Raw genomic sequence first — 23,275 nt, forward strand, 5'->3', positions numbered from 1 at the left:
ACAATATATAACCCCTTATCATCTTGTTGTAAGGAATGGTACGTGCGGCTATCAGGAAAAAATAGGTCATCCCCATGAAGCCCAACAAACTGTAAAACATCGTGTTGGACAAGAAAGACATCCCCATCATATTGGCCGGAATAAAATTGAAGGCTCTCATAAACTCTGTTCCCTCGCCCCCGTTAACATCTTTTATAAACTGCAGATAATTCATATTTTTTGCAGCTATCCAATAGCCCCAAGCGTCTCCACCTCCATTGTTGGTGGTGAAAAAATACGCGATTCCTAAAACAAAATGAAATAAAGCTAATTTCTTCAGAATCGGCAGATAGACAAGTTCTTTATCTTCCAATAGTAATTTTGGAAACTGAATTGCCAGCAAAACAAATAGGGGTATGTATAGGATATCTAAAATCATTTACTTAATATTTTACACCATTTATCTGCCGTGACCTGTATGCAATATTTTTTTTCCACCAATTGTCTTGCGTGGTTTCCCATTTCTTTTCTCTTAGTGCTATTATTTTTCAGAAATATAATGTGATTTTTCCAATCTTGATCTGTATAAGCAATTTTTCCTGTTTCATTATCAATACAAACATCTTTATTCATTCCCACATCCGATGCTACTCCCGGAATTCCGCAGGCGGCATACTGAATGAGTTTATAGGCACATTTGCCCTTTTCCCATTTGGAATCCTGCAGTGGCATCAGCCCAATATCCATTTTCAGAATCTCGGCAACTTCTGTCTCTTCCGTCCACCGGATATATTGTACATTCTTTCCGAGATCCATATCCTCTGTGATCCCAACAATATGGAACCGGATATTCGGCTCTTGAATTTGCAAGGCTTTGATCCAATTTTTGCAGGGTAAAAGATGTTTTTCGAAGGTTGTTTTCGTCCCGATCCATCCCACAATACATTTTTTGTCATCTTCGGAAGCGCTTCTTTCCCCGACCCTAAAGGGAGGAAGCTGTATGTCGTTATTTTTTTGCGGATACCGTTCCAGATCGATGACGGTTGGAATAATTTCTATGTTTTTTGCTTCAGAACGGGCTGCATAATCTGCCAGATATTGATTTCCTGCCACCACCGTTCCGCTGAAACGCATCACATTGGCAATTTTATTCTCCAGAAACTTTTTAATAATGGGATTTGCACTTTGGTCATAATTATGAAAAATGGCATCATCATAGTCTACAATGTATTTGATACCCAACATTTTTAACATCCATTCCGCCAAAGCAGGCAGAAAAGGAAAAATCTCTTTCTCGATAACTACTCTGTCATAGTTGAAAACTGAAAAAAGCACCCATAACCTTTTAACATAGGACTTTGAAACAGCACTGATATTTTTTTTTCCTGCATAAAAATCTTTCAGGTACGCATCGTCAAAGAAGGGTTTTACGGTCACCTGCATCCCCGCCTTTTCCAAATAAGGAAAATACTGATAGCTGCGCATTCTGCTGCTTCCTGCCAGCCTTGTGTATTTGGTAAGGTAAAGGATTTTCATTGATGGGGGATGGGGATGGTTGATGGTTGGTGGTTGATAGTTGATGATGGTTGGTGGTTACATTTTGATTGTTTTGATGTAGGATTCTGCTGCAGCTTCTAAAGAAAAATAATGCTGTGCTTTTTGAGCGATATTGTTTCTCTTGGCAAATATAGCTTTTTCTACAAAATTTTTGATACGTTCTATCTGTGGCAACAAACCCATTGAATGATCGTAAAGGTAGCATTCTTCAAAATTCTCTAAAATCCTCTCCGTATCGCCAATGCCTTTGCTGGCAATCACGGGCAGTCCGCAGAGCAGATACTCGCCTAATTTTATGGGTGCTACCCCCTGCATACTGAATGTGGGTTTTCTGAGTCCAAAAGCTACATCACCGCCGTTGAGGTAAAACGACACCTTTTCCGCAGGCATCGATTTTATGATAACGTACGGTTTCAGCTCTGAGAGAATATTTTGTTCCGCAAATTCTGTATTCCCTGTTAGGATGAGGAACTTTGCCAAATGCTTTTTGGCGTATGCCTGGAATATTTCCAGCATTTCATTCAGGCAGTATTGCGGTCCCAAAGATCCGGCATACACAAACAGCAATTCGTCTTTCAAGCCCAATTCTTGCCTTACTTTTTCTCTTAATGTTGGCTGATAAGTAAATCCATTTTTGTCTCTACCGTTAAAAACCACAGAAAATTTTGATCGATAGGATTCCCCGATATGGGCGATATGGATGTCTATTGCTTTCTGCGATCTGGTGATGACGGCATCTGCAGACTTCAGCATTGTAGTCTCTGCCGACTTCATCAATTTGTATTGAAACGATTCTTTTTTGAGTCCTGCAAAATCAATCCGTTCTTCGATGGGTAAACCGTCTGCATCAAAAATGAGTTTACCCCTAAATCCCCTAAAGGATAATGAACCAGAACTCCTTAGTCCCCTAAAGGGGAAGAAAGCACGCGAAGCAAAAGAGGAGTTAAACTGATTGACGATCATCGCGGGGAAAGTACTTCTCGGCATTAGGATGTGAATGTTATTTTCCCTGATGTATTTTTTTATTTTGCCAGCTGAGGTAAGCACCGTCAAAAGACTTCCTATAGAAACATTAGGTTTTCTAAGAACAGGCCAGGCCGTATAGGTGATTCCCATTTTATCTGCTGCTGCTTGGGTATGTGCGATTTTTTGATGATCCGCCCAAGTAAATTGTATCACGTGGAATTTATAATCTCCCTGCTTTGCAATTTCCTGAAAAATAGGCATAAACAACCCTTCCATATAAGAAGTCTGCGGTCCGTCCCAGGTGATGAAGAGGAGGTTTTTCATTGAACAATATTTTTACTTTTCAATAATTCTGAATATAAATTAAAAACATCCTTAACATATCGTTCTTCCGTATAATTATCCATAGCTCTTTTAAAACCTTTATCAGCAAACGAATCTAAGAGCTGTGGGTCATTGTACAATTTATTGATTGCTGAAGCAATATCTTTTGGCTGATTTGGGTTTATCAGAATACCTGTCTCATCTTGAACGACCACATTCTGCAAGCCTCCTACTTTGGTAGCAATCACCGGAAGATGATGCAGCATCGCTTCCGCAGCGACCAAACCAAAACCTTCTCTTTGTGATGCTATACAGAATACATTCATCAGTTTATAAAAGGGGGCTGTATCAAACTGGTAGCCCGTAAAAATGACTTTATCCTGCACGCCCAGATCTATTGCTTTTTGTTTGATTAGTTCTTCATCTCTACCGCTCCCCACAATCAGGAGTTTCAGATTCTCAACATTTTTTACCATTTTTATGGCGGCGATGATATCCGTTATTTTTTTATGATCATCAAAGAGCCTTCCCACCGTTCCAATTACAAAATCGGTCGGTTTAATATGGTATTGGTTTCGAAGGTTTTTAATTTCTTCGGATGATACTTCTCTGGGAATTTCTACCCCATTGTTAATCGTAATTACTTTTTTCGAATCAATCTTTGCGGTATTTATCAGATAGTCTGCGACATTGGGTGCAATGGCGATAAATCTGTCTGCTGTCCAGGAAAAAATGCGCAACAGAAAATCTGCTTTTGCACTTCTGTTTTGCGGATCTGAAGTTTCTTCCAGAATCACCACAGGAACCTTTTTGATAAAACCATTAATGGCTGCCATCGTAACGCCTTCATAGACTGCGCCGTGGATGATATGCGGTTGGAAATCATCAATAATTTTCTGGATTTTCCGATGTTTCTGCCAATCGAAAGGTCCATTAAAATCTCCGATCTCTATAATTTCGACGCCGTTTTCTTCAATCTGCTCTGCAATCGCACCACTTTTGAACGTCCCCACGAGTTTCATCTGAAAGTTGCTTCCTTTGAAAGCTTTCGCCAACGAAAGACGTCGGCGTTCTACGCCACCGCCCATAACTGTTGACATAATATGTAAAACTCTAATCATGGAATATTTAATTTAAACTAATGATATATAGACATTAGTTGTTCGATATGATTATTTAACGAATACTTTTCTATAATTGATTTTTGGCCATTGCTACCGATTTTGGACATCACTTCTTTAGGGATATCTACAATTTTCAGCAGTTTTAAATACAGTTCTTCCTCATCATTAACCGAAGTCAAAAAACCATTTTTAGAATCCTCTATAATGTCTGACGCTGCACCAACAGTCGTACTTAGTACTGGCGTGCCACTGTACATAGCCTCTACCAATGAGTTTGAAAATCCTTCGGAATGTGAATTTAGCACATATAGATCCGCATTGCATAAATGAGGGTAAGGATCACTGATAAATCCTAAAAAATGAACGTGGTTCTGGATTTTCATTTCTTCCACTTTTTTCTTTAATTCCTTTTCAAGAACACCAGAACCGGCAATTGAAAGTCTAATGTTTCTCGAAGTTGTATCGCACAGTCTAGCTACCACATTCATTACGCCTTCTATATTTTTGACCTTTTCTAAACGGGAAATCATCACAATATTAAATATAGACTCCTCTTTTTGGACAATCAATTTGGAAAGATCATATTGAAATAAACCGAAATTTGACACCACTTTTGCTTTGTCGGGATCAAGTTTGTAAGTTGTAACAAAATGATCCACAACTGCTTTGGACTCGCCCACTGCATAATCTGCATTTCTAAAAATAAAACTAAAGATTTTTTTTGCAACAGAAGACTGATTGGGAATGCCAATTTCTTCAACGATGATCTTCGGAACACCCGCCATTCTACCAGCAAAATAACCAAAAAAATTAGCTTCAGCTCCTGACGTATGTAAAACATCCGGTTTTTCTTTCTTCAAATATTTATAGAGTCTCCATATTGTTTTCAAAGAAGGGATCTTATGATTTAAATTGAGGATTGCTGTTCTTTTATTGTTATTTAAAATTCGTTCTTCGGCAACTCCTCCTTTACCAATTGCTACAAAAATCCATTCATTTTCGATGTCATTGTAATGCGACAGATTAACCATCTTAGTTTCTATTCCTCCAAAATCTAAAAAAGTGCTTAGTCTAATTATTTTCATTTGCTACTTTTTTACAAAATTTCTGAGAAACTGATAAACTAACGGATATTTTACCATTAGTAATTCTCTTTTAGTCTTAACTTTATAATTATTGATTTTAAGCTGTTCCAAATAAAAATCTTTAATTTCTCTATCAACATTATATTGCAGTGCCTTCTCATACATTGAGAAAAGATATCTGTTACTATTATCTAAATTTGAAATCTGTGTCTTAAAATTATTGTAAACTTTAATACATGAGGGGAAATGAATAGTTCTTTTCGTACCTTTTTCCCAAATCACTATTACATATTGTTCAGGATTATATTGCCAATTAAACCTTTCACCAAAACGTATAAAAAAATCCCAATCTTGATGGCGTAATAACGATTCATCGAATTTGACATCTTTAGCTTTAGATGTTTTCATAAAAAATGTTGATGTTTGGGCAATAGCTTTATCATCTAATAAAAAATCAAAACCACTCTCATTTTCTAACAAATTTCTGGAATCCGAAATCCATTCTTTCTCTCCGTTTCGTATTAGGCATTTTGCAAAAGCACCACTAAACTCTGGTACTGATTTTACAAATTTTAAATAATCTGTAAGGTAGTTCTCGGGCCACAGATCATCAGAATCTAAAAGTGCAACATACTCACCTTTGGCATTTTCTATTCCAATATTTCTACAAGCGTTGGCTCCTTTAAGCCGATCATCCGGTCTTTTGATTATTCTGAATCTTTTATCATCCAAAATAGATTCGTTTATTCTGAATAACTCCTCTTTATCTGAGCCATCATCTACGAGCAGACACTCCCAATCTTGTAAAGACTGATTTTTAACAGAAAGCAAGGTATTATATAACTGAGAAAATCTATTGTAAAATGGAATAATGATTGTAATCATTTTTAAAAATTGTTTAGATTAGTTGCAAAAGCACTGACTATCTATTTCTAAAGTATTTTACTACTTGTATAAGAACTTCTATACTTTAAAATTTCAGCTCTTCGAGTTATTGGATATAATAATAATTCGAATCCTCCATTTAAATTGCCGTAAAAAATCTGTTGTCCGGCATATTTATATAAAATTTTAACGGCAGATTTATAATCTCTATTTATATTTGTCATTATCTCAACTTTTTTTATCGAAAGTTTTCTTTTCTCAAAAGTTGCACTCATCTTTCCCGATCGTTTCTCTCTAAGATGATGAACGTAAATATTCGGAATAATCACACATATCTTTTTAAAATATCTCAATCTAGATAAAAAATTAGAATCTTCTCCGTAGTGAAAAAATGCTGAAGAAAATAAACCTCCCATTTTTTTAACTGTTTCTACGCTGATTAACCAAGCTGCTGCATTTACAAAACCAATTTCATAAAATGGAGATACTTGGTTCAAAGAAATATCAGAAATATATTCTGGACAAGATCCAGCAGAAATATACTCTTCAAATTTTTTATCTAGCTTTTTTCCATCATCATTTAAATGCATAGGCGATGCAACTCCAATATTCTTATTACTATCTAAAATCTCAATCATTCTACCTAATGTTTCTGGATAACTAATTGTATCTTGATTAAGTAAATATATATAATCTGAGCTTCTTGCCACCGCGACTTCATATCCAATATTATTAGCAGCTCCAAATCCTAAATTTTTCTTGGAATCGACAATTTCAACATTTGTGAAATTAGTTCTTATAATATCTAAAGTTTTATCTTGCGAACCATTATCGATAACGATAATATGAATATCAATGGTAGACTCACGTATTGAACTTATACAATCATAAATGTACTTTTCCGCATTATATGTTACTATAATTATAGATACTTTTTTCATTATTCTCCTTATAAAATTTTTGAAGTTTTATATGATTTTCTTATTTCTCTTATTTTTTGTAAATCTTTAATCGGCATTATCAACAATAATAAAGAATTAATAAAATGTCTTCTCAAAAGGTTCTTAATTGCAATTTTAAAAACCTCAAATATTGAAGATCTTAGACTTTTATTAATATTGTAAAGTTCAGTTTTAGCACGAATTATAGCTTCTTTTCGAACAAAAGCACTATTTATTTTCCCTTGACGTTCTGCTCTACAATGATTTACAAAAACATCAGTTAGTATATAATTTTTGTACCCATTATAAGATAATCTTTGAACAAAATTAACATCCTCACCATAATGATAAAATGCAGAGGAAAACAAACCTCCGAGATTTCTAATCGTCTCAACTTTGATAAGCCAAGCGGCCGCATTTACAAAATCAATTTGATAACATTTTTTTATGTTGTTCGTTAAATAATCTGAAATTAGTGATCTACAAGTATAAGAATTGATATAAGTCTCGAAAGCATAATCTAATTTTTTTCCAGAATCATTCAAATGTATAGGAGAGACAAAACCTAATTTTGAATCAAAATTACCTGAAAACTGTACAAGTTGATATATACTATCGGGATAACTAACTGTATCCTGATTAAGCAAATAAATATACTGCGCACGGTTTTCTTCTGCTATTTTAAAACCAAGATTATTTGCTGCTGCAAAACCAAGATTTTCAGATTGTGCCAAAATCTTTACTAAAGGAAAGTTTTCCTTGATGATTGTTATCGTATTATCATTAGAATTATTATCAATGACAATGATTTCTAATTCAATGTTTTTCTCATCAATAGATTTGAGACAATTATAAATCCATCGAGAAGCATTGTATGTTACAATAATACAGGCTACCTTATCCATTACAATATAAAACTTGATAGGTTTTTTTCAATTAGTTCTTTATGCTTGTCTGTATTCTGTTTTTCCAATTCGAAATTATAATTCAAATACAATCTTTCCACTTTAGAAAAATCTTCAAAACCCCCATACTTTTCTGCGGCATTATCAAACCAAGTGTCAATGTAGAATTTTAATTTTTGGATTTTCTGAGGAAATATAAAGAAAGGAACATTGAAACTTTGTGATGTAATAAATCCGTGGAGGCTTGTCCCCAAATATAGTCTAGCATTTTTTAATAAATACATTATTTCAAAAATGGTTTGTGGTTCATAATATTTGAAAACATTAGGATATTCTTCAACTATTTTTTTTAGTAAAATATTATCAGAATGATCTAATGCTAATCCAATTGGACAGAGCACAATTTCGAGAGAATGTTTTTTAGAGAAATTTTTAAGATTTTCTACAAATAAATCTAAATCATCTGGTCCTTTCGTATTGCCAAGTTGTAAAAAAAGATATTTTTTACTACCTACGGATTTACATTTATCTGAAACACTTTGCAATTCATTTGAAAATAAATCAGACATTAGAAGTGCAGAATCTGGAATTAACGAGGCTGAAATACCAGCATTCTTGAAAAAAGAATATGAAACTTTGTCTCTAACGCTTAAAATATTAACATTTTTAAAATATGAAATGTATTCTTTCTTCTTTAGCAATTCTTCAATTGCCAAGGCTCCAACACTATTATAAATGATTTTAGAGTTTGAAAAATAATTACCATCGAGAATGAAAGGAACACTAGAGCCAAATCTTTTTAAATTTAATCGTTCCAGTAAGTTTGTTTTTTTTAAAAAAAAACTAGTGTATTTATTATGATATAATTTATTATAAAAAGTATTAATAAACCTATAAATGTTTAGCCAATTACTGCCCAAAACCTCTCCACCAGCGATTATAATTATAGATTTTTCGTTATCTCTCCTTACATTATTAATAAGTTGATTAAAGGACTTAGTTGGTAATGCACCAAAAAAGCTTAAATCTGATTTTATGATTCCGTAATTTAAAAACTCTAAATATTGAGCATTTTTTTCCAAATATTTTTTTATGATTAATGGAAAAATTAAGTCCCCATAATTATTTCTATCTGATGCTGCAAAAGCTCTGATCTTCATTTTTTTTTAAATTTAAAATTGAAATAGTTTAGTATAAATCTTCTTTCGCGGCCACTTATCCCAAACAAAATTACGATAATAACTGTAGATAATATATTTATACTTCCAAAACCTATTAATGTTAATATCGTATTGGCTGTCCCATAAAAATAATAAATTAAATAGTTTGCAAGAATGACAAAAAGTGTGCAATAAGAAACCTTAAATATAACATCTTGAAAAAAATCTTTTACATTTAGATTTATCATTACTCTCAAGAAGAAAATTCTGAAAATCAAAGCTAGAAAATTTAAGGCACTAATGATTACAAAAATTAAATTGGGATTTTTATAAATCTTCAATACTAAATAAGAAAGAGGTAAACTCACAAAAATTGTAATACTAATTATAATTTGATACCATTTCATTTTTCCACTTGCTCGTGCTCCTGTCATTAGAGGATTGGAAAGAGTATCTAAGAGTACACCTACAAGTGATATACAAATAAAAGTATTGGTATAAAGGGGAACTTTTTTTATCCAGATTTCTAAAATATAATTAATATTATATATCATTGGAACACTCATTATCAGCATTAAAAAGTAAGATAATTTTGCACTTTCCTTCATCAAAAAAATAGACTTATCAAATTCTCTGTTAGCGTAAGTTTTTATTATTTGAGGGTTTACTGCTACTTGAAAATTTGACACAAAACTACTTATAATACTTTGGAACTGCATACTTACGCCATAAGCTGCATTCAAAGCTGGACCAAAAAAAGCATTAAGCAACAAATTATTACCTTGTCCCCTAGCAACAGCTGAAATGGTTCCAAAAGTGTTCCAGCCTGTGAATGATAAAATTTCTTTAAAAAAAAACTTGTCAAAATAAAAGTAATAATGACTTTCCAAAAAATTTTTTCTACAATATATTCTGTATATCATCCTAATTATGAATGATGAAGCGAACAAAAGAATTGAATATAAAATCAATTTATCGTGATTAATATTTAAAAGGAAATAAAGTATTAATAGCTTGAAAATTATTTCCAAAAGACTGATATATGCATATACGTTGAATTTTTCGTGTGCAGTAATTAATGCATTGTACGGTACCTGTATGATTCCGAAAAAAGATGATAAGACTGAGAACTGAAAAATAATATTTACTGCTGTCATTCTGTCTGCTGGCACATTTAATCTATTATTGATATACCATAGACCAAATGTTTCTAACGCAATAACAATTATAGCTGCAATAATAAGATGAATAGTAACTGTAGTACTGAATGTTTGCTTTAGGCGGACAAAATCATTTTTACCCAAATCAAATGATAAAAATCTTTGAGTAGAAGCTGCCATAGAGGAATTCAAAAATCCAAACATTGACACAAAACCTCCAACAATATTATAAATACCAAAGTCTGTTACGCCAAGAGTATTCAATACTATGCCTGCAGTAAATAGCCCTACTCCCATATTCAAGAACATGCGCAGATATAAGAATAACGAATTTTTGGCGATGTTTTTTGTTGAAGACATTATCAAGAACTATAATATCCATAACCATACTTGTTACCATAACGGCTGTCTTCTGGCTTTACATTATTAAGGACGAAAGCGATGTTTTTCAAGTTATGCGTCTGCTTGAATTCATCTGCAAAATCCAGCATTTGCTGATCCGTAAAATTGGACTTTACGATATAAAGAATGGCATCAGCAATCTCGATCAAGTGCATTGTATCGCTTACCAGCATTACCGGTGCAGAGTCTATCACGATATAACGGTATGTATTTTTAACACTGTTGATCATCTCGTCAAATTTCTTCATCTCCAACAAATCGTTAGGATTGGGTGCCATCGCTCCGCTAAAAAGAACATCCAAATTATCATTCAGTCCAGAGGGCACAATGTAGGTCTCCACAGAGGTGTCGTCGGAGATCAAATAGTCTGTCAGTCCTTTATTTGTGTCTTTTACAAAGCGTTGCAACTGTGGATTTCTAATATCCGCACCAATGATAAGCACCTTTGAATTACCGGCTAACGTGACTGCTGTATTAAATGCTACGGTAGTTTTCCCTTCAGCTTTGACCGAAGATGTAATCAATATGACATCACTCTGGCTCTTACTTTCTTTGGATTTCAGAATAAATTTGAGATTGGATGTTAGGATTCTGAAAGACTCTGCAAACACGGAGAAATCATTGGCAGACACTAGATCTGATTCCTTAGGACTCTCCGGAATCTCGGCAATAACTAATGCATCCGGAACAGCTGTCTGTATCTGATCTTTCGTATAAATCTTATTGTCTGCCGCATATTTGGCATATAATATTACAAGAGGAAGAAGCAAACCTGCTAACAGTGCACCGAGAAGTATGGACTGTTTTTCCGGCTTCACTATCCCCACTGTATAGGCCGGATTAATAACTTTTGCTTTTGGTGCCGTCACTGCCAACGTAATGGCATTCTCTTCTCTCTTCTGAAGTAGGTACAGGTAGAGCTGTTCTTTAAGGTTCTGCTGACGCTCTATCCCACGAAAAACTTTTTCCTGTGTGGGATAAATATAAATCTTATGACGGTTCTGGCTTAACTGTCCTTTTGTTTGTGACATCTGAAGCTGTAAAGTGGCTCTGGATTCTATCAAGTTCTGACGAATCAGGTCGCGCATCTCCGATATATCTCTATTGAGCTGTACAACAGATGGATTCTGAATCGTCGCCTGCTTAAGCGTCTTATTTTTTGTCAGCAACATATCATTATACCTTGCTATATAACCCTCTGTAACAGGGGACAGTCCCATATTGCTAGGCAATAAGCGCTCCGACGCGGTCAAACTATAAATTGAATTAACCAAATCCAATTGCGTAGCATAAGCTATCAACTGATTTGTATTAGAGTTGGCATTATCGACGGCCAAATTAGCCTGCGTATCTAAGTCTGTAATCTCGTTGTTGCGTTTGAAAGTTTCCTTTTCTCCTTCAATGCCTGATAAATCCTGCGATATAATCTCTAATCTGTCATTGATAAAATCCTGGGTGTTTTGAGCTTCCAGATTTCTATCTTTTCTGCCCTCGATATTATATTGTTCTGTAAGGCTATTAAGAATATCTTCAGATTTGGAGGGAACAGGCCCTGTGAAACTTAAATCCATCATCTGCCCTTTATCAGGAGGCAATGCGACAACCAACTGATTCTCTAGTGATGATACCAAACTTGGCGTGCTCTTAAAAACGATTTTAATCGGCTCAAACGATTTTTTCCCATTTTTGATTTTAATGAGTACTTTCCCAAATGGCAGCGAGATAATCTGTCCGAAACCGAAAGTATCTTTATTACTCTTTAGCGGCCCTTCCGACAGTTTGTATGTACCATTGCCTGATGGTGATATGATGTATGACGCAGATGAAAATTTAGTATTTTGAACCTCTATAATATTAGCCTCTAAAGGTGAAGATGTATAAAGTTCATTTTCTTTAATGGCTCCCACACCAAAGAAACTAACATTAAGATTAAGCTGTTCCACTACCTTAGCTAAAATAGGCTTTGATACTATTGCCGTTGCCTCTCCCTGTAGTTCATCTTCTCTTCCTGCACCATTGGCTAAATCTGCTAAAGACTCCGCCGATTTTGATTTGGATTGCGGAAATTGCAATGACGTTTTCGAAAGATATTGTGGCGTGGTGTATCTGAGATAAATTTTTGCTGCTGCATAAAAAACCAACATACTAAGAAGAATCCAGTACCAATAACGGAGATATTTGAAGACCTCCTTTTTGATATTCATCTTCTTTTTTCTAACAGCCGGCTGGCTATCCATTAACTCCATAACTCTTATTTAGCAAGTGCAATGACAAATGTAACTAATCCCAGTACCACCCCCATCAACTGTAAAAACAACGCTCTGTTTGGGTTGGTTGTATTGGCAGCAATCTGCTTATTGCGATCTGGTTCTATATATAAAATATCATTCTGCTGCAAATAGTAGAAAGGGGAATTGACCACAGCAGCTTCTGACAAATCCAGATTGTAAGTGATGTCTTTTCCTGATTCTTCGGAATACCGAATCAATTTTACATTGGTTCTATTAGCAGAATCTCTCATATCACCAGCCAGGGCAAGTGCCTGGAAAACATTCAGTTTCTCTGTGGGACTGGTTTTCTGCCCAGGACTGCCCACATCTCCTAAGACACTGATATTAAAATTAGTATGTCTTACTGTAACTACTGGATCTACCAAATAGTCTTTTAAACGGGTATCTAACTCTGTCTTCAGCTGCTGTTTGGTCATCCCTTTGCAATAGATATTACCCAAAACAGGAAAAACAATATACCCCTCTGAGGTAACCTGATACTGGTTATCTCCCAAACGAGCGTTAACGCCAGCATTGCCATCTTCTCCCGTACGCTGCATTGTAGTTCTGTTGAATGGTTTAACCGCCAAGTCGTCTAAGGCTGTTACAATAATCTCGAGCATATCCCCTTCCTGAATATGAAGTCCCTCATAGCGAGCCTGAGACACTTCCTGCTCAAAATTATTGTTGCTCATGTAGATCATATTCTGCTTTGGTTTACACGAAGTTACAAGACATATGATGAGCAAAAAAAATAATAACTTTTTCATTGGAATTCTGCAAAGATAATGATAATCTATTACAGTTTTATTCATTAAATTAGTTTGTTTCGCCGATATAATAGTTAATACCCAATGCTAACATTCTGTTATAGGTAGCATCTCTGGTATAATCCGGATAAATTTTTGAAAAGCCCCTATCGAAGCGGATAAAAGCATCCAATTTATCATTGATCTTAATCCCCGCTCCTACAGAAACACCATAACCGAAGCTGTTTATAGTCTGCTCCTGCGCTTCGAAGTCAGCCGGAGGTCCCGATCTCTTTTCCGATACTAGAAATTCCAAACGCGGTCCTGCTATAAAATACAAATCCCCTTTGTAACCATTATTTCTCAAAAAGTACTTAATATATAATGGTAAACCGATGTAATTATTATGGTATTTTTGTTTTTCTTCTTTTGGGTTTTTGGTATTCTCTCCCAACGTATTAAACTCTAACTGAGGGGTAAAATACAACCAGGCAGAATCATAGATATCATTTGGGACTAAGGATATGTCTGCAAATATTCCTATGCCACCTCCGAATGCTCCTTTGGAATAATCGTGAACCTTAACGATTGATGACTGGTGAAAATTGGCTGTAACCCCATATTTTATGGATTGTGCGTTGGCAACACCTATCAACAAAACAAAACCTATTATAATTAGCTTTTTCATGAATTGAATTTGATCGTATTTGGGGACGAAATTAAGAATTATTTATCAATTTTTAAGAAATATTTTAAACTCTTATCGTGAAAAGCTATATTAAATTAATTTAATATGCAATTTTATTCATTATTAATAACATTCCATACCAGCTCATATTCAAAGCCTTTGGATATCAAATATCTGATTGTCTTGCTTTTTTTCTGATACTCTTTCAGCCCTTTCTGTTTGGAAAAGTAATCTTCGTAAATTTTGTTTATGGTTTTTTCATAATCATCTGCATCAATTTCATCCATCGATTTAGAAATTAACTTCTCTGTGATCCCCTTTTGTTTGAGATTCATTTTGATTTTAGTCCTTCCCCAATGTTTAATGTAAAATTTCCCTCGGATATAACTTCGGGTAAAACGTTCTTCATTCAGGTAATTTTCTTTGATAAGATATAGGAATATTTCGTCCTTAGCTTCCGGAATCAAAAGAAAATCTCTCATCTTCTGCTCGACCTCAGAATGACAACGATCTTGGTAAACACAGTAGTTTACCAATTTTTGTTTAATCTCTTCGAAGGTGTAAGACTTTTTTTCCATTAATTAGAGACTGATAGATGATGATAGACTGATTGATGAGAGATGAGAGATTGAATATAATAATTATTTAAAACAAAAAAGAATGAACGAAATTGTCCATTCTTTTATTGTACTGTTTGATATTATTAATAATTGAAAAGCTCGTGTCCTTCCATTAACTGATTTACTTTTTTCTTGACTGCCTGCAACGTATTTTCATTTTTGATATCATCTACCACTTCAGAAATCAAACCTGCAATCGTTGCCATATCATTTTCTTTAAGACCTCTTGTAGTAATTGCAGCAGTTCCAAGACGGATCCCAGAAGTTGTGAACGGCGATTTGTCATCAAAAGGAACCATATTCTTGTTACAAGTGATATCCGCTTTCACAAGAGCTTTTTCAGTTTCTTTTCCGTTAACGTTTTTGTTTCTCAAATCGATTAGCATCAAGTGATTATCCGTTCCACCGCTTACGATTTCGAAACCTAAATCTATCATTGCTTTTGCCAAAGCCTGAGCATTCGCTTTAACTTGCTTAGCATAAGCTTCGAATTTAGAATCAATCGCTTCTGCAAACGCCACTGCTTTCGCGCCAATCACGTGTTCCAATGGACCACCTTGAATTCCTGGAAAAACAGCACCATCCAAAACAGCACTCATCAATTTAGTTTCTCCTTTTGGCGTTTTGTGTCCATAGGTATTTTCGAAGTCTTTGCCCATCATAATCATTCCACCTCTTGGCCCTCTCAATGTTTTGTGAGTCGTGGTCGTCACCACGTGGCAATGTTCGAATGGATTATTCAACAAACCTTTTGCCACCAAACCAGCTGGATGCGCAATATCCGCCCAAAGCGTTGCTCCAATTTCATCTGCTACTTCACGGAATTTAGCATAATCCAAATCTCTAGAATAAGCAGAGAATCCTGCAATCAGCATCTTTGGTTTTTCTCTTAGAGCCACTTCTCTCATTTGGTCGTAATCAATCAACCCTGTTTCTTTTTGAACGCCATAAGAACAAACCTGATACTGGATTCCTGAGAAATTAACCGCAGAACCGTGTGTCAAATGGCCTCCCATAGACAAATCCATCCCCATCACTTTATCACCTGGTTTAAGAACAGAAAGATAAATTGCAGCATTGGCCTGAGAACCAGAGTGTGGCTGAACGTTTACATAATCTACACCGAACAATTCTTTTGCTCTGTCGATTGCCAACTGTTCTACCTCATCTACAACTTCGCATCCGCCATAATATCTACGTCCAGGGTAACCTTCCGCATATTTATTAGTGAGCACACTTCCCATTGCCTTCATCACGTTTTCGGAAACAAAATTTTCCGATGCAATTAATTCAATTCCGTGTGTTTGTCTTTGTCTTTCTTTTTCAATTAGTTCGAAAATAGGGTCTTGCATTTCTTAGATTTATTTTCCCCAAAAGTAAGAAATTCTCAATAATTTTTTATAACTTTCATTGATTAACATGATTCAAAATGAAATCGCCATTGTAGGGGTTGAACAAAAACACCAATGAAGAAAGGCGATAACATACGACCATTAAAAAACAATAAACTCTACATATGAAATCAAAGAAAAAATATAAAAAGGAACTTCTAAAATCTCTGAAACATATGGCAGCTGCCGAAAGTGCCTCCCTAAGAGTAATGACCAATCTGATGCTTCTTAAAGAACTGAAAGAAAATAATATCAGCTTCAAAAAAGGCGATGTTTTTTCTTTTGAAGATGATATTTTTGATTACAGCGAGGACAAAAACGTGCGTACTCTTGCCAAACTTCGCAAGAAAACAATGAAAGCGATGAACAAGCTGGTTGAAAACAATCAATTTAAAGATAAAGAACTGAAGTTTTTGGCTTAATAAAAACCACCCCGTCAACAATTCTCTGAATTTTCGCCACCCCACCAAGGGAGGGGAATTGTAGAAACAAAAATCTCCTTCGAAGTGAAGGGAATTTTATTTTTAAAATAATGTCGGCTTATCATCTGCCATTACTGGCACATGAATATTGGTTTTCCACTCTTCATTCATTTTCTGAATGAAATGCGAAGACAATAAAGGCGATGCTTTTTCGATATTCTGATGAACGAAAAAGTAAAGATTTTGCAATCCTTCTTTTTTCCATTGCGTCAATCTTTCCAACCAATCTTCTAATCTCGCATAATCACTTTCAGCATTGGCTCCAACATACCGGATAAAGGCATTCGGCGTTGTGAGTCGCATATGAAGCATATCTCTTCTACCGGCTGTATCTACAATGATATTGGTTATGTTATTCATTTCAAATAATTCACAAACTGTATTGAACACTTCTTCGTCGGCAAACCATTCCGTATTTCTCAGCTCGATGGCTAATGGAACTTCTTTTGGCCAATCCTGAACAAATTTTTCCAAACGTTCATAATCTTTGGGTTTGAAATTATCGTGAAGCTGCAGGAAAACCATTCCTAATTTTTCATCAAAATTAAGAACCACCGAAGCGAATTGCGTGACGACATCGGTAATATTCAGCAATCTTCGGAAGTGTGAAACGGTGTTGGTAATCTTGGGGAAGAATTTGAAATCTTTCGGTGTTTTTTCTTTCCAAGTCTGAACCTGTTCTGCAGTTGGCATTCCGTAGAAGGTTGCATTCAGTTCAATCGAATTGAACTGCGTGGCATAATAAGTCAATTCGTCTTTTGTGCCTTTTGGATAAAAACCTTTGAGGTCGGTCTTGTTCCATTTTGCGCAGCCGATAGAAATATTAACCAAACCTTTTTTATTCTGATTGAGAATGAATTTGGTCTGAGGATGGTCTTTTGGTAAAGTAAAATCTATGTTGGAAGGATCTGGGACTTGTCCGAATTTCATTGGAATTAAAATTTAAAGTTTGAGGTTTAAAGTTAACAAAAAAACCGCAGAAAATTCTGCGGTTTTGGTTTATCAATTATTAATTTCTTACTATTTAAGCTTCACAAGCAGAGCAAGTCACAAAGTTGACCATCAATTCTTTCGAAACCGAAGAACTTCTTTGGTAATACAATGTTTTAACACCTTTTTTCCAAGCCTCGATCATTACAAAATTAACATCTTTTACTGGCATAGTCGATGGAATCTGCAAGTTAAGCGATTGCGCCTGGTCAATATATTGCTGTCTTTGAGCCGCCTGAGAAACAATCTCCATTGGAGAGATCTCACGGAATGTTTTGAAGACAGCTTTCTCATCATCTGTCAAACCTTCAAGATGTTGCACAGAACCGTGATTTAGCATAATCGTTCTCCAAGTTTCTTCGTTATCAAGACCTTTTTCGTCTAACAACTTAGCCAAATATTTGTTTTTACGCATAAAGTTTCCTTTTGCCAAACCTGCTTTGTAATAGTTGGAAGCGAAAGGTTCTATTCCAGGAGACGTTTGTCCCAAGATTGCGGAACTAGAAGTTGTTGGAGCCACCGCCATTAAGGTTGTATTTCTCATTCCATAACCTTTCAGCATATCTGGTTCTCCGTAGATATTAGCTAATTCTTTGGAAGCAATTTCAGATTGTTCTTTAATATGACGGAATGCTCTCGCATTGAACTGAGTCGCTTCGAAACTTTCGAAAGGAATCATATTTTTCTGCAAATAAGAATGGTATCCAAGAACGCCTAAACCTAAAGCTCTGTGACGCATCGCAAAGTTTCTAGCTGAAGTCAGGTAATAATTCCCTTCTGTTTTTTCAATGAATTCTGATAAAACGGCGTCTAGGAAATAGATTGCTAATTTTACAGCGTTTGTATCTTTCCACTCATCATACAATTCAAGATTCATAGAAGATAGACAGCAGATGAAAGATTCATTAGCAGTAGAAGGCAACATAATCTCTGAACAAAGATTACTGGCGTTTACCATCAATCCTGCATCTTTATAAACCTGTGGCTTATTTCTGTTCACGTTATCTGTGAAGAAAATATAAGGCAAACCTTTTTGCTGACGGCTTTCCAAAACTCTCGCCCATATTTTTCTTTTCTCCACATCACCATCAATCATATCCTGCATCCAATAATCTGGAACACAAATACCTGTGAAAAGGTTCTGGATTGGACTTCCGATATCTTTGATACTCAAAAATTCTTCAATATCTCCGTGGTCAATATCTAGATATGCTGCAAAAGCTCCTCTTCTCACACCACCTTGAGAAACCACATCCATCGCTGTATCGTATAATTTCATAAAAGAAACTGCTCCGGAAGATTTTCCGTTATCTGTAACGGCAGTTCCTCTGTTTCTCAACTCTCCAAAATAACCAGAAGTTCCACCTCCGATTTTCGTCTGCATAATGACTTCACCCAATTTGTGAGTAATCCCTTCTATATTATCAGGAATATGAACGTTGAAACAAGATATCGGCAAACCACGCTGCGTTCCCATATTGGCCCAAACTGGAGAAGAAAAACTAATCCAGCCTTTCACAATCATCTCTTTGAAAGCCGGTTGCAATTCTGGTTTGTAAAGGCGTTTTGCCGCTGCAGTTGTAATTCTGTCTATTGCGCCTTCCACAGTTTCCCCTTTCAAGAGGTAACCTCTATTAAGCATTTGCTCAGACTCTTCGTTGAGCCACCAGATATCTATATTTTCGTCCATCATAACTTTATTATTTTGTAATTTGTTCCTTTTTTATTTTATTTTGACTTTAACAGAGCGATTTTCACTTCATTAGTTAGCAAAAATCCAAACGTCTATTTTCACCTATTAAACATTTGACTATTAAGCTAATCGCCATTTAGGTTTGGGCGCCTTTATCCGTCTTCCGTTCCCGCTTTTTTTCTTGTCTTGTTTGCAAAGAAAAAAGAGCTCCACTCAAGCCGGGGCGCGCTTTGCCTCTATTGAGGTCTTCACATAAAAAAGAAAATTCCAAGAATTAAAATGTTTCTTAAAATTTTCTTTTTCACACCTTTCTTAGCTTAAAACTTTGAAAGGATTTTTATTCATTTTTGTCATTCCGTAGGAATCTCGACAGACTTAGTTTTAGATTTATATTGAAGACAATAATGTTACTTATGTCGGTGCTTCGCACCTTGAATCTACTCTCTGTTTGATTCTCTACCAATATGTCGCGACTTCGTCGCTTTCAAAATTGGATAATCAAAAAGACGAAGGCGAAACCTCCCTTCTTCTGACATCAGACTTCCAGCAGAAATCTAAAACAAATCATTTGCTGTAATCGACTTGTCGTGCTTGGTGTAATCTACCGGACGTTTTGCGAAGAAATCATCCATAGAATTGGCAAAAACTTCTTCCTCGAACCAAACCATAGGTTTGTAATCTTCCCCAGAAATATTATATCTGGTTTTCATCCCGATTTTCTTTAATGAGTCATCTACTCTGTATTTCATAAAATCAAGAAGGTTCTTTTTTGAGAATTTGTCCAATTCGCCTTGCTCAAAAATCCAATCCAAAATATGACCTTCCATTTCAATTGATTCATCTACCAAGTCATAAATCGCTTCGATATCACTTTCTGTCAAAAGGCCTGGCTGTTCTTCACGGATTTTGTTAATCAAATAAATCCCTGCATTGGCGTGGATTTGCTCATCCACAGACGTCCAAGCGATGATGTTGGAAACATTTTTCATATAACCTTTAAACCTCGTGAACGACAAAATAATCGCAAACTGACTGAACAAAGACACATTTTCCACCAAAATACTGAACAACAACAGAGCCGACATATAAGCTTTTGGATCGTTGGAATTAGCATGCTGAAGAGCTTTTCCAAGATATTCGATTCTGTTTTTTACCGCTGGGACTTTAACAACGTCTAAGAACTCGTCATTATAGCCCAAAACTTCCAACAATCTGGAATAAGCTTCGGAATGACGGAATTCGCACTCTGCGAAAGTGGCGCCCAAACCGTTCAATTCCGGTTTTGGAAGGTGTTGATAAAGATTTCCCCAAAACGTTTTTACGTTTACTTCGATTTGTGCAATCGCTAACAATGCGTTCTTAACTGCATTTTTTTCGTGAGGCTCTAACTGAGAATGAAAATCTTGAACATCTGCTGTAAAATCTACTTCCGAGTGAACCCAGAAAGATTTGTTGATGGCTTCTACAAATTGTAGAACTTCCGGATATTCAAAAGGTTTATAGCTTACTCTCTTATCAAAAATTCCCATTATCAGCAGTTTTTATCAATTATTAAATTTATTTTGTGAAGTAGAAAAAAGCGTAATCTGTTATTTTTTAACACATAACAGAAATACATTTTTTCCCCAAAGCGGTAACACAAAAGTAGAGATTGAAGTCTAAAAATAAAATAGCGAAAGGTGCAAAAAAGGCAAAAAACTGACAATCATCCTTAAAAGTTTTCCACATTATGTTAAAAGAGCTATGGATAGGGAATTTGTGAGAAAACACAAGTCTCAAAAACTATTAATACGTTTAAATTAAATTAAACAACACTGCTTTTATTGACTTAAAACAAACAGCTTACAATTAAACAAAGCAAAATCATGTTTCGAATCTTATATTAACAAATCGAAAAAAGGTTAAAAATATTAACCTTCGGAAACTTTCTTGGAAAAATTATGAGTCTTGAGATATTCTGCAAAAACTTCTTTGAGACTGAATTCTATTGCAGCTTTGTTAAAATTGTTCCTGTAATTTTTGGATAGACTCTTTTGTTCATCAGCATAAGCGAGGAAGATATCGAAATCATATTCGTCTAAACCGTATTTTGTATAATACTCTAAATCTATCACAGCTTTCACACGTTTGTAAAACTCTTGCTTTTCGGCATAATTGGCGGTTGTCTTGGGAGATTCTCCTGCTTTTTTTATCAAACTACTTATTGCTCCTGCAATTCCCAAAACATTGAGTTGGCCAGCGGAAAAATCTTTTTGTTGAAAAGCTGATGGTGTTGAAGTTTTTGGCGTAACCTCATTTAGAGGCGTTCGCATATAATTGTTCATTGCCATATTGAGTGCGGTCACTTTTGCAGGAGGATTGAGTCTTGCAATGTCTTTTTTGAGAATTCCGGTTGGTTTGAACGCCAGTGTTACTTCTTCTATTTCTATGGGAATGGTTACAAGCCGAACGTCAAGACTTTTTGAAAAACTCTCTGAGGTTAATGAAACGACTTTTCTTTCATAGCCTTGTCTTACAATTCTAAGTTCGTCGGTAGGTTTTGCCGCGATTGCAAAGTTTCCCATTTTATCTGAGGCTACGACTTGGTCTGTACGAAGGTTATAGATACTTGCGAAAGGTAATTTGTCGCCACTTTCGTTGGAGATATTTCCGAGAATATAATCTGACTGCGAAAAAATCTTTATCGAGCAAAGAAGTATGAGAAGCGAGAGTAATTTTATTTTCATAGCCGGAAGTTTTTGACAAAATTAGTTCTATTGTGCTTCCATAATACAAAAGAGGGTTTTCTGGATGAATAGTTTAACCGACTTTAACCTGTTTTGTGATTTTTTTAGAATTTGGGGTTTTGGATTTTGTTAAATTTATTTTGAGATTTTTTTTAGGTGTTGATATTTTAAACGCAAAGGGCGCAAAGTTTTTTTTGATTATTGAAATATTTTCAGGTTCGCAAAGGCGTTTTGCTCAGCGATTTTTATTGCTCGCAGATTTCGGAGATTTTGCAGATTTTCATTGGTTATTTTGTTTGAAGGGAAAATTTTAAATCGTTGAAAATTCTTGTTTTTTGCGCAGCGCGTGAGGGATGGTAGTGGAAATCCTTTTGGGGATTTTGCAAAATCCCCAAAAGATTGTAACGGACAGCCCGACCCGAGATGTGGGGAAAACTTGGCGAGGGGCACGCCCAAATAATGATAAATGATGAATGATAAATTATAAGTGATGAGTTACGAGTGATTTTGTTTGACTGTTTTTTTTTTGTAAATTTGTTATCTTATTTTAAAAATTGGGGTTGACTGGTTTCGACAGCAAGACCAATGGGTAAGTAAGCATGCAGAGAACCGTAGCGCGATCTCTTAAATCCCTTGCTACAAAATTTTAACTGGCAACGAAGAGTTCGCTCTTGCAGCTTAATAATCGAAGTTTAGTAGATTCAAGCGTTTCCCGAAGATAGTAGGGAAGCAAGATGTCTCACCAATGTTCTGTTCTGCGACGTTGGATTCTGGGATATAGGAATGCGGAAATAAGGTCTTGGAAGCTTCGGTCAAGACTCGAAAATTTTAGAAGCTAAGGTTTAAGTTGGGTGTTTGCTCTCTGCTTAGGCTCGAAAACCAATAGCAAAATAAGCATGTAGAAAGCTTGCGTATTGCTTGTTTGGACGAGGGTTCGAATCCCTCCAACTCCACTTAAAACTCTGTAAATTGCTGATTTACAGAGTTTTATTTTTAAAGGTGCTAGTGTAGGTGCTATATTAAATTCTATTTTATTAAGAATTATCAAATAATTACCATCATACTTTGCCAATGATAACAAATCCAGCTCTCTTATTGCATTTACTTAATTAAAATAATCATATTATAACTATCAAAAAGAAATAATTTCATAATTTTGTTGTGTTGAAAACTTTTAG

Annotated in this window: 19 protein-coding genes, 1 other RNA gene and 1 pseudogene; 2 read left to right on the plus strand and 19 right to left on the minus strand. The window is 35.3% G+C overall.

Going from position 1 to position 23,275, the window contains the following annotated elements:
- The 15 genes from V7P73_RS00005 to glyA all read right to left on the minus strand — a co-directional run.
- Positions 1-418, minus strand: a 418-nt coding sequence (locus V7P73_RS00005) for a hypothetical protein (RefSeq protein WP_333850280.1), incomplete at its 3' end; no start/stop codon positions are given.
- The gene (locus V7P73_RS00010) at positions 415-1,515 is read right to left on the minus strand and encodes a glycosyltransferase family 4 protein (protein WP_333850282.1); all 1,101 of its coding nucleotides are present in this window, start codon (positions 1,513-1,515) and stop codon (positions 415-417) included. The genes V7P73_RS00005 and V7P73_RS00010, both read right to left, overlap by 4 nt.
- Before the next feature lie 57 nt (positions 1,516-1,572).
- Positions 1,573-2,826, minus strand: coding sequence for a glycosyltransferase (locus V7P73_RS00015; protein ID WP_333850284.1), 1,254 nt, complete (start codon positions 2,824-2,826; stop codon positions 1,573-1,575).
- Positions 2,823-3,947 (minus strand): glycosyltransferase family 4 protein, encoded by a 1,125-nt coding sequence (locus V7P73_RS00020; protein ID WP_333850285.1) that lies wholly within the window; start codon positions 3,945-3,947, stop codon positions 2,823-2,825. Before V7P73_RS00020 ends, V7P73_RS00015 begins: the two co-directional genes overlap by 4 nt.
- A gap of 17 nt (positions 3,948-3,964) precedes the next feature.
- A complete protein-coding gene (locus tag V7P73_RS00025) occupies positions 3,965-5,035 on the minus strand; it encodes a glycosyltransferase (RefSeq protein WP_333850288.1) in 1,071 nt (356 codons plus the stop codon).
- 3 nt (positions 5,036-5,038) lie between these two features.
- A complete protein-coding gene (locus V7P73_RS00030; RefSeq protein WP_333850290.1) occupies positions 5,039-5,920 on the minus strand; it encodes a glycosyltransferase family 2 protein in 882 nt (293 codons plus the stop codon).
- A gap of 47 nt (positions 5,921-5,967) precedes the next feature.
- On the minus strand, positions 5,968-6,861 hold the full coding sequence (locus V7P73_RS00035; protein WP_333850292.1) for a glycosyltransferase family 2 protein: 894 nt from the start codon (positions 6,859-6,861) through the stop codon (positions 5,968-5,970).
- Between the two features lie 8 nt (positions 6,862-6,869).
- The gene (locus V7P73_RS00040; protein WP_333850293.1) at positions 6,870-7,766 is read right to left on the minus strand and encodes a glycosyltransferase family 2 protein; all 897 of its coding nucleotides are present in this window, start codon (positions 7,764-7,766) and stop codon (positions 6,870-6,872) included.
- Positions 7,766-8,926, minus strand: a complete 1,161-nt coding sequence (locus V7P73_RS00045) for a polysaccharide pyruvyl transferase family protein (RefSeq protein ID WP_333850294.1) — start codon at positions 8,924-8,926, stop codon at positions 7,766-7,768. The genes V7P73_RS00040 and V7P73_RS00045 overlap by 1 nt, the downstream gene beginning before the upstream one ends.
- Positions 8,923-10,383 (minus strand): MATE family efflux transporter, encoded by a 1,461-nt coding sequence (locus tag V7P73_RS00050; RefSeq protein WP_333850295.1) that lies wholly within the window; start codon positions 10,381-10,383, stop codon positions 8,923-8,925. Before V7P73_RS00050 ends, V7P73_RS00045 begins: the two co-directional genes overlap by 4 nt.
- Before the next feature lie 65 nt (positions 10,384-10,448).
- Entirely contained in the window at positions 10,449-12,734 is a 2,286-nt protein-coding gene (locus V7P73_RS00055; RefSeq protein ID WP_333850296.1) for a GumC family protein, read from the minus strand.
- A 5-nt stretch (positions 12,735-12,739) separates the two neighbouring features.
- On the minus strand, positions 12,740-13,573 hold the full coding sequence (locus V7P73_RS00060) for a polysaccharide biosynthesis/export family protein (RefSeq protein WP_333850297.1): 834 nt from the start codon (positions 13,571-13,573) through the stop codon (positions 12,740-12,742).
- A 4-nt stretch (positions 13,574-13,577) separates the two neighbouring features.
- Complete coding sequence (locus V7P73_RS00065) at positions 13,578-14,195, minus strand: porin family protein (protein ID WP_333850299.1); 618 nt, start codon at positions 14,193-14,195, stop codon at positions 13,578-13,580.
- Positions 14,196-14,308: 113 nt separating this feature from the next.
- Positions 14,309-14,773: a regulatory protein RecX gene (locus tag V7P73_RS00070; protein WP_333850301.1), complete on the minus strand. Its 465-nt coding sequence runs from the start codon at positions 14,771-14,773 to the stop codon at positions 14,309-14,311.
- A 125-nt stretch (positions 14,774-14,898) separates the two neighbouring features.
- Positions 14,899-16,167 (minus strand): serine hydroxymethyltransferase, encoded by a 1,269-nt coding sequence (gene glyA / locus V7P73_RS00075; protein ID WP_333850303.1) that lies wholly within the window; start codon positions 16,165-16,167, stop codon positions 14,899-14,901.
- A gap of 164 nt (positions 16,168-16,331) precedes the next feature.
- On the opposite strand from glyA, the gene V7P73_RS00080 reads away from it, so the two are divergent.
- Positions 16,332-16,628 carry a hypothetical protein gene (locus V7P73_RS00080; protein WP_333850305.1) on the plus strand — a complete coding sequence of 99 codons (297 nt, stop codon included), beginning with the start codon at positions 16,332-16,334 and terminating at the stop codon, positions 16,626-16,628.
- Positions 16,629-16,730: 102 nt separating this feature from the next.
- Here the strand turns inward: V7P73_RS00080 and V7P73_RS00085 are convergent, their stop codons facing one another.
- The 4 genes and pseudogenes from V7P73_RS00085 to V7P73_RS00100 form a co-directional block, all read right to left on the minus strand.
- Positions 16,731-17,618: a DUF72 domain-containing protein gene (locus tag V7P73_RS00085; RefSeq protein ID WP_333850306.1), complete on the minus strand. Its 888-nt coding sequence runs from the start codon at positions 17,616-17,618 to the stop codon at positions 16,731-16,733.
- Between the two features lie 94 nt (positions 17,619-17,712).
- Positions 17,713-19,374: pseudogene (locus V7P73_RS00090) on the minus strand (ribonucleoside-diphosphate reductase subunit alpha); the annotation flags it as partial.
- Between the two features lie 551 nt (positions 19,375-19,925).
- Positions 19,926-20,900, minus strand: coding sequence for a ribonucleotide-diphosphate reductase subunit beta (locus V7P73_RS00095; protein ID WP_333850307.1), 975 nt, complete (start codon positions 20,898-20,900; stop codon positions 19,926-19,928).
- 381 nt (positions 20,901-21,281) lie between these two features.
- The gene (locus V7P73_RS00100; protein ID WP_333850308.1) at positions 21,282-22,097 is read right to left on the minus strand and encodes a hypothetical protein; all 816 of its coding nucleotides are present in this window, start codon (positions 22,095-22,097) and stop codon (positions 21,282-21,284) included.
- Positions 22,098-22,653: 556 nt separating this feature from the next.
- On the opposite strand from V7P73_RS00100, the gene ssrA reads away from it, so the two are divergent.
- Positions 22,654-23,053: a transfer-messenger RNA gene (gene ssrA / locus V7P73_RS00105) on the plus strand.
- Positions 23,054-23,275 lie beyond the last annotated feature (222 nt).

The sequence above is a fragment of the Epilithonimonas sp. genome, assembly GCF_036780765.1.
Lineage (GTDB): Bacteria > Bacteroidota > Bacteroidia > Flavobacteriales > Weeksellaceae > Epilithonimonas.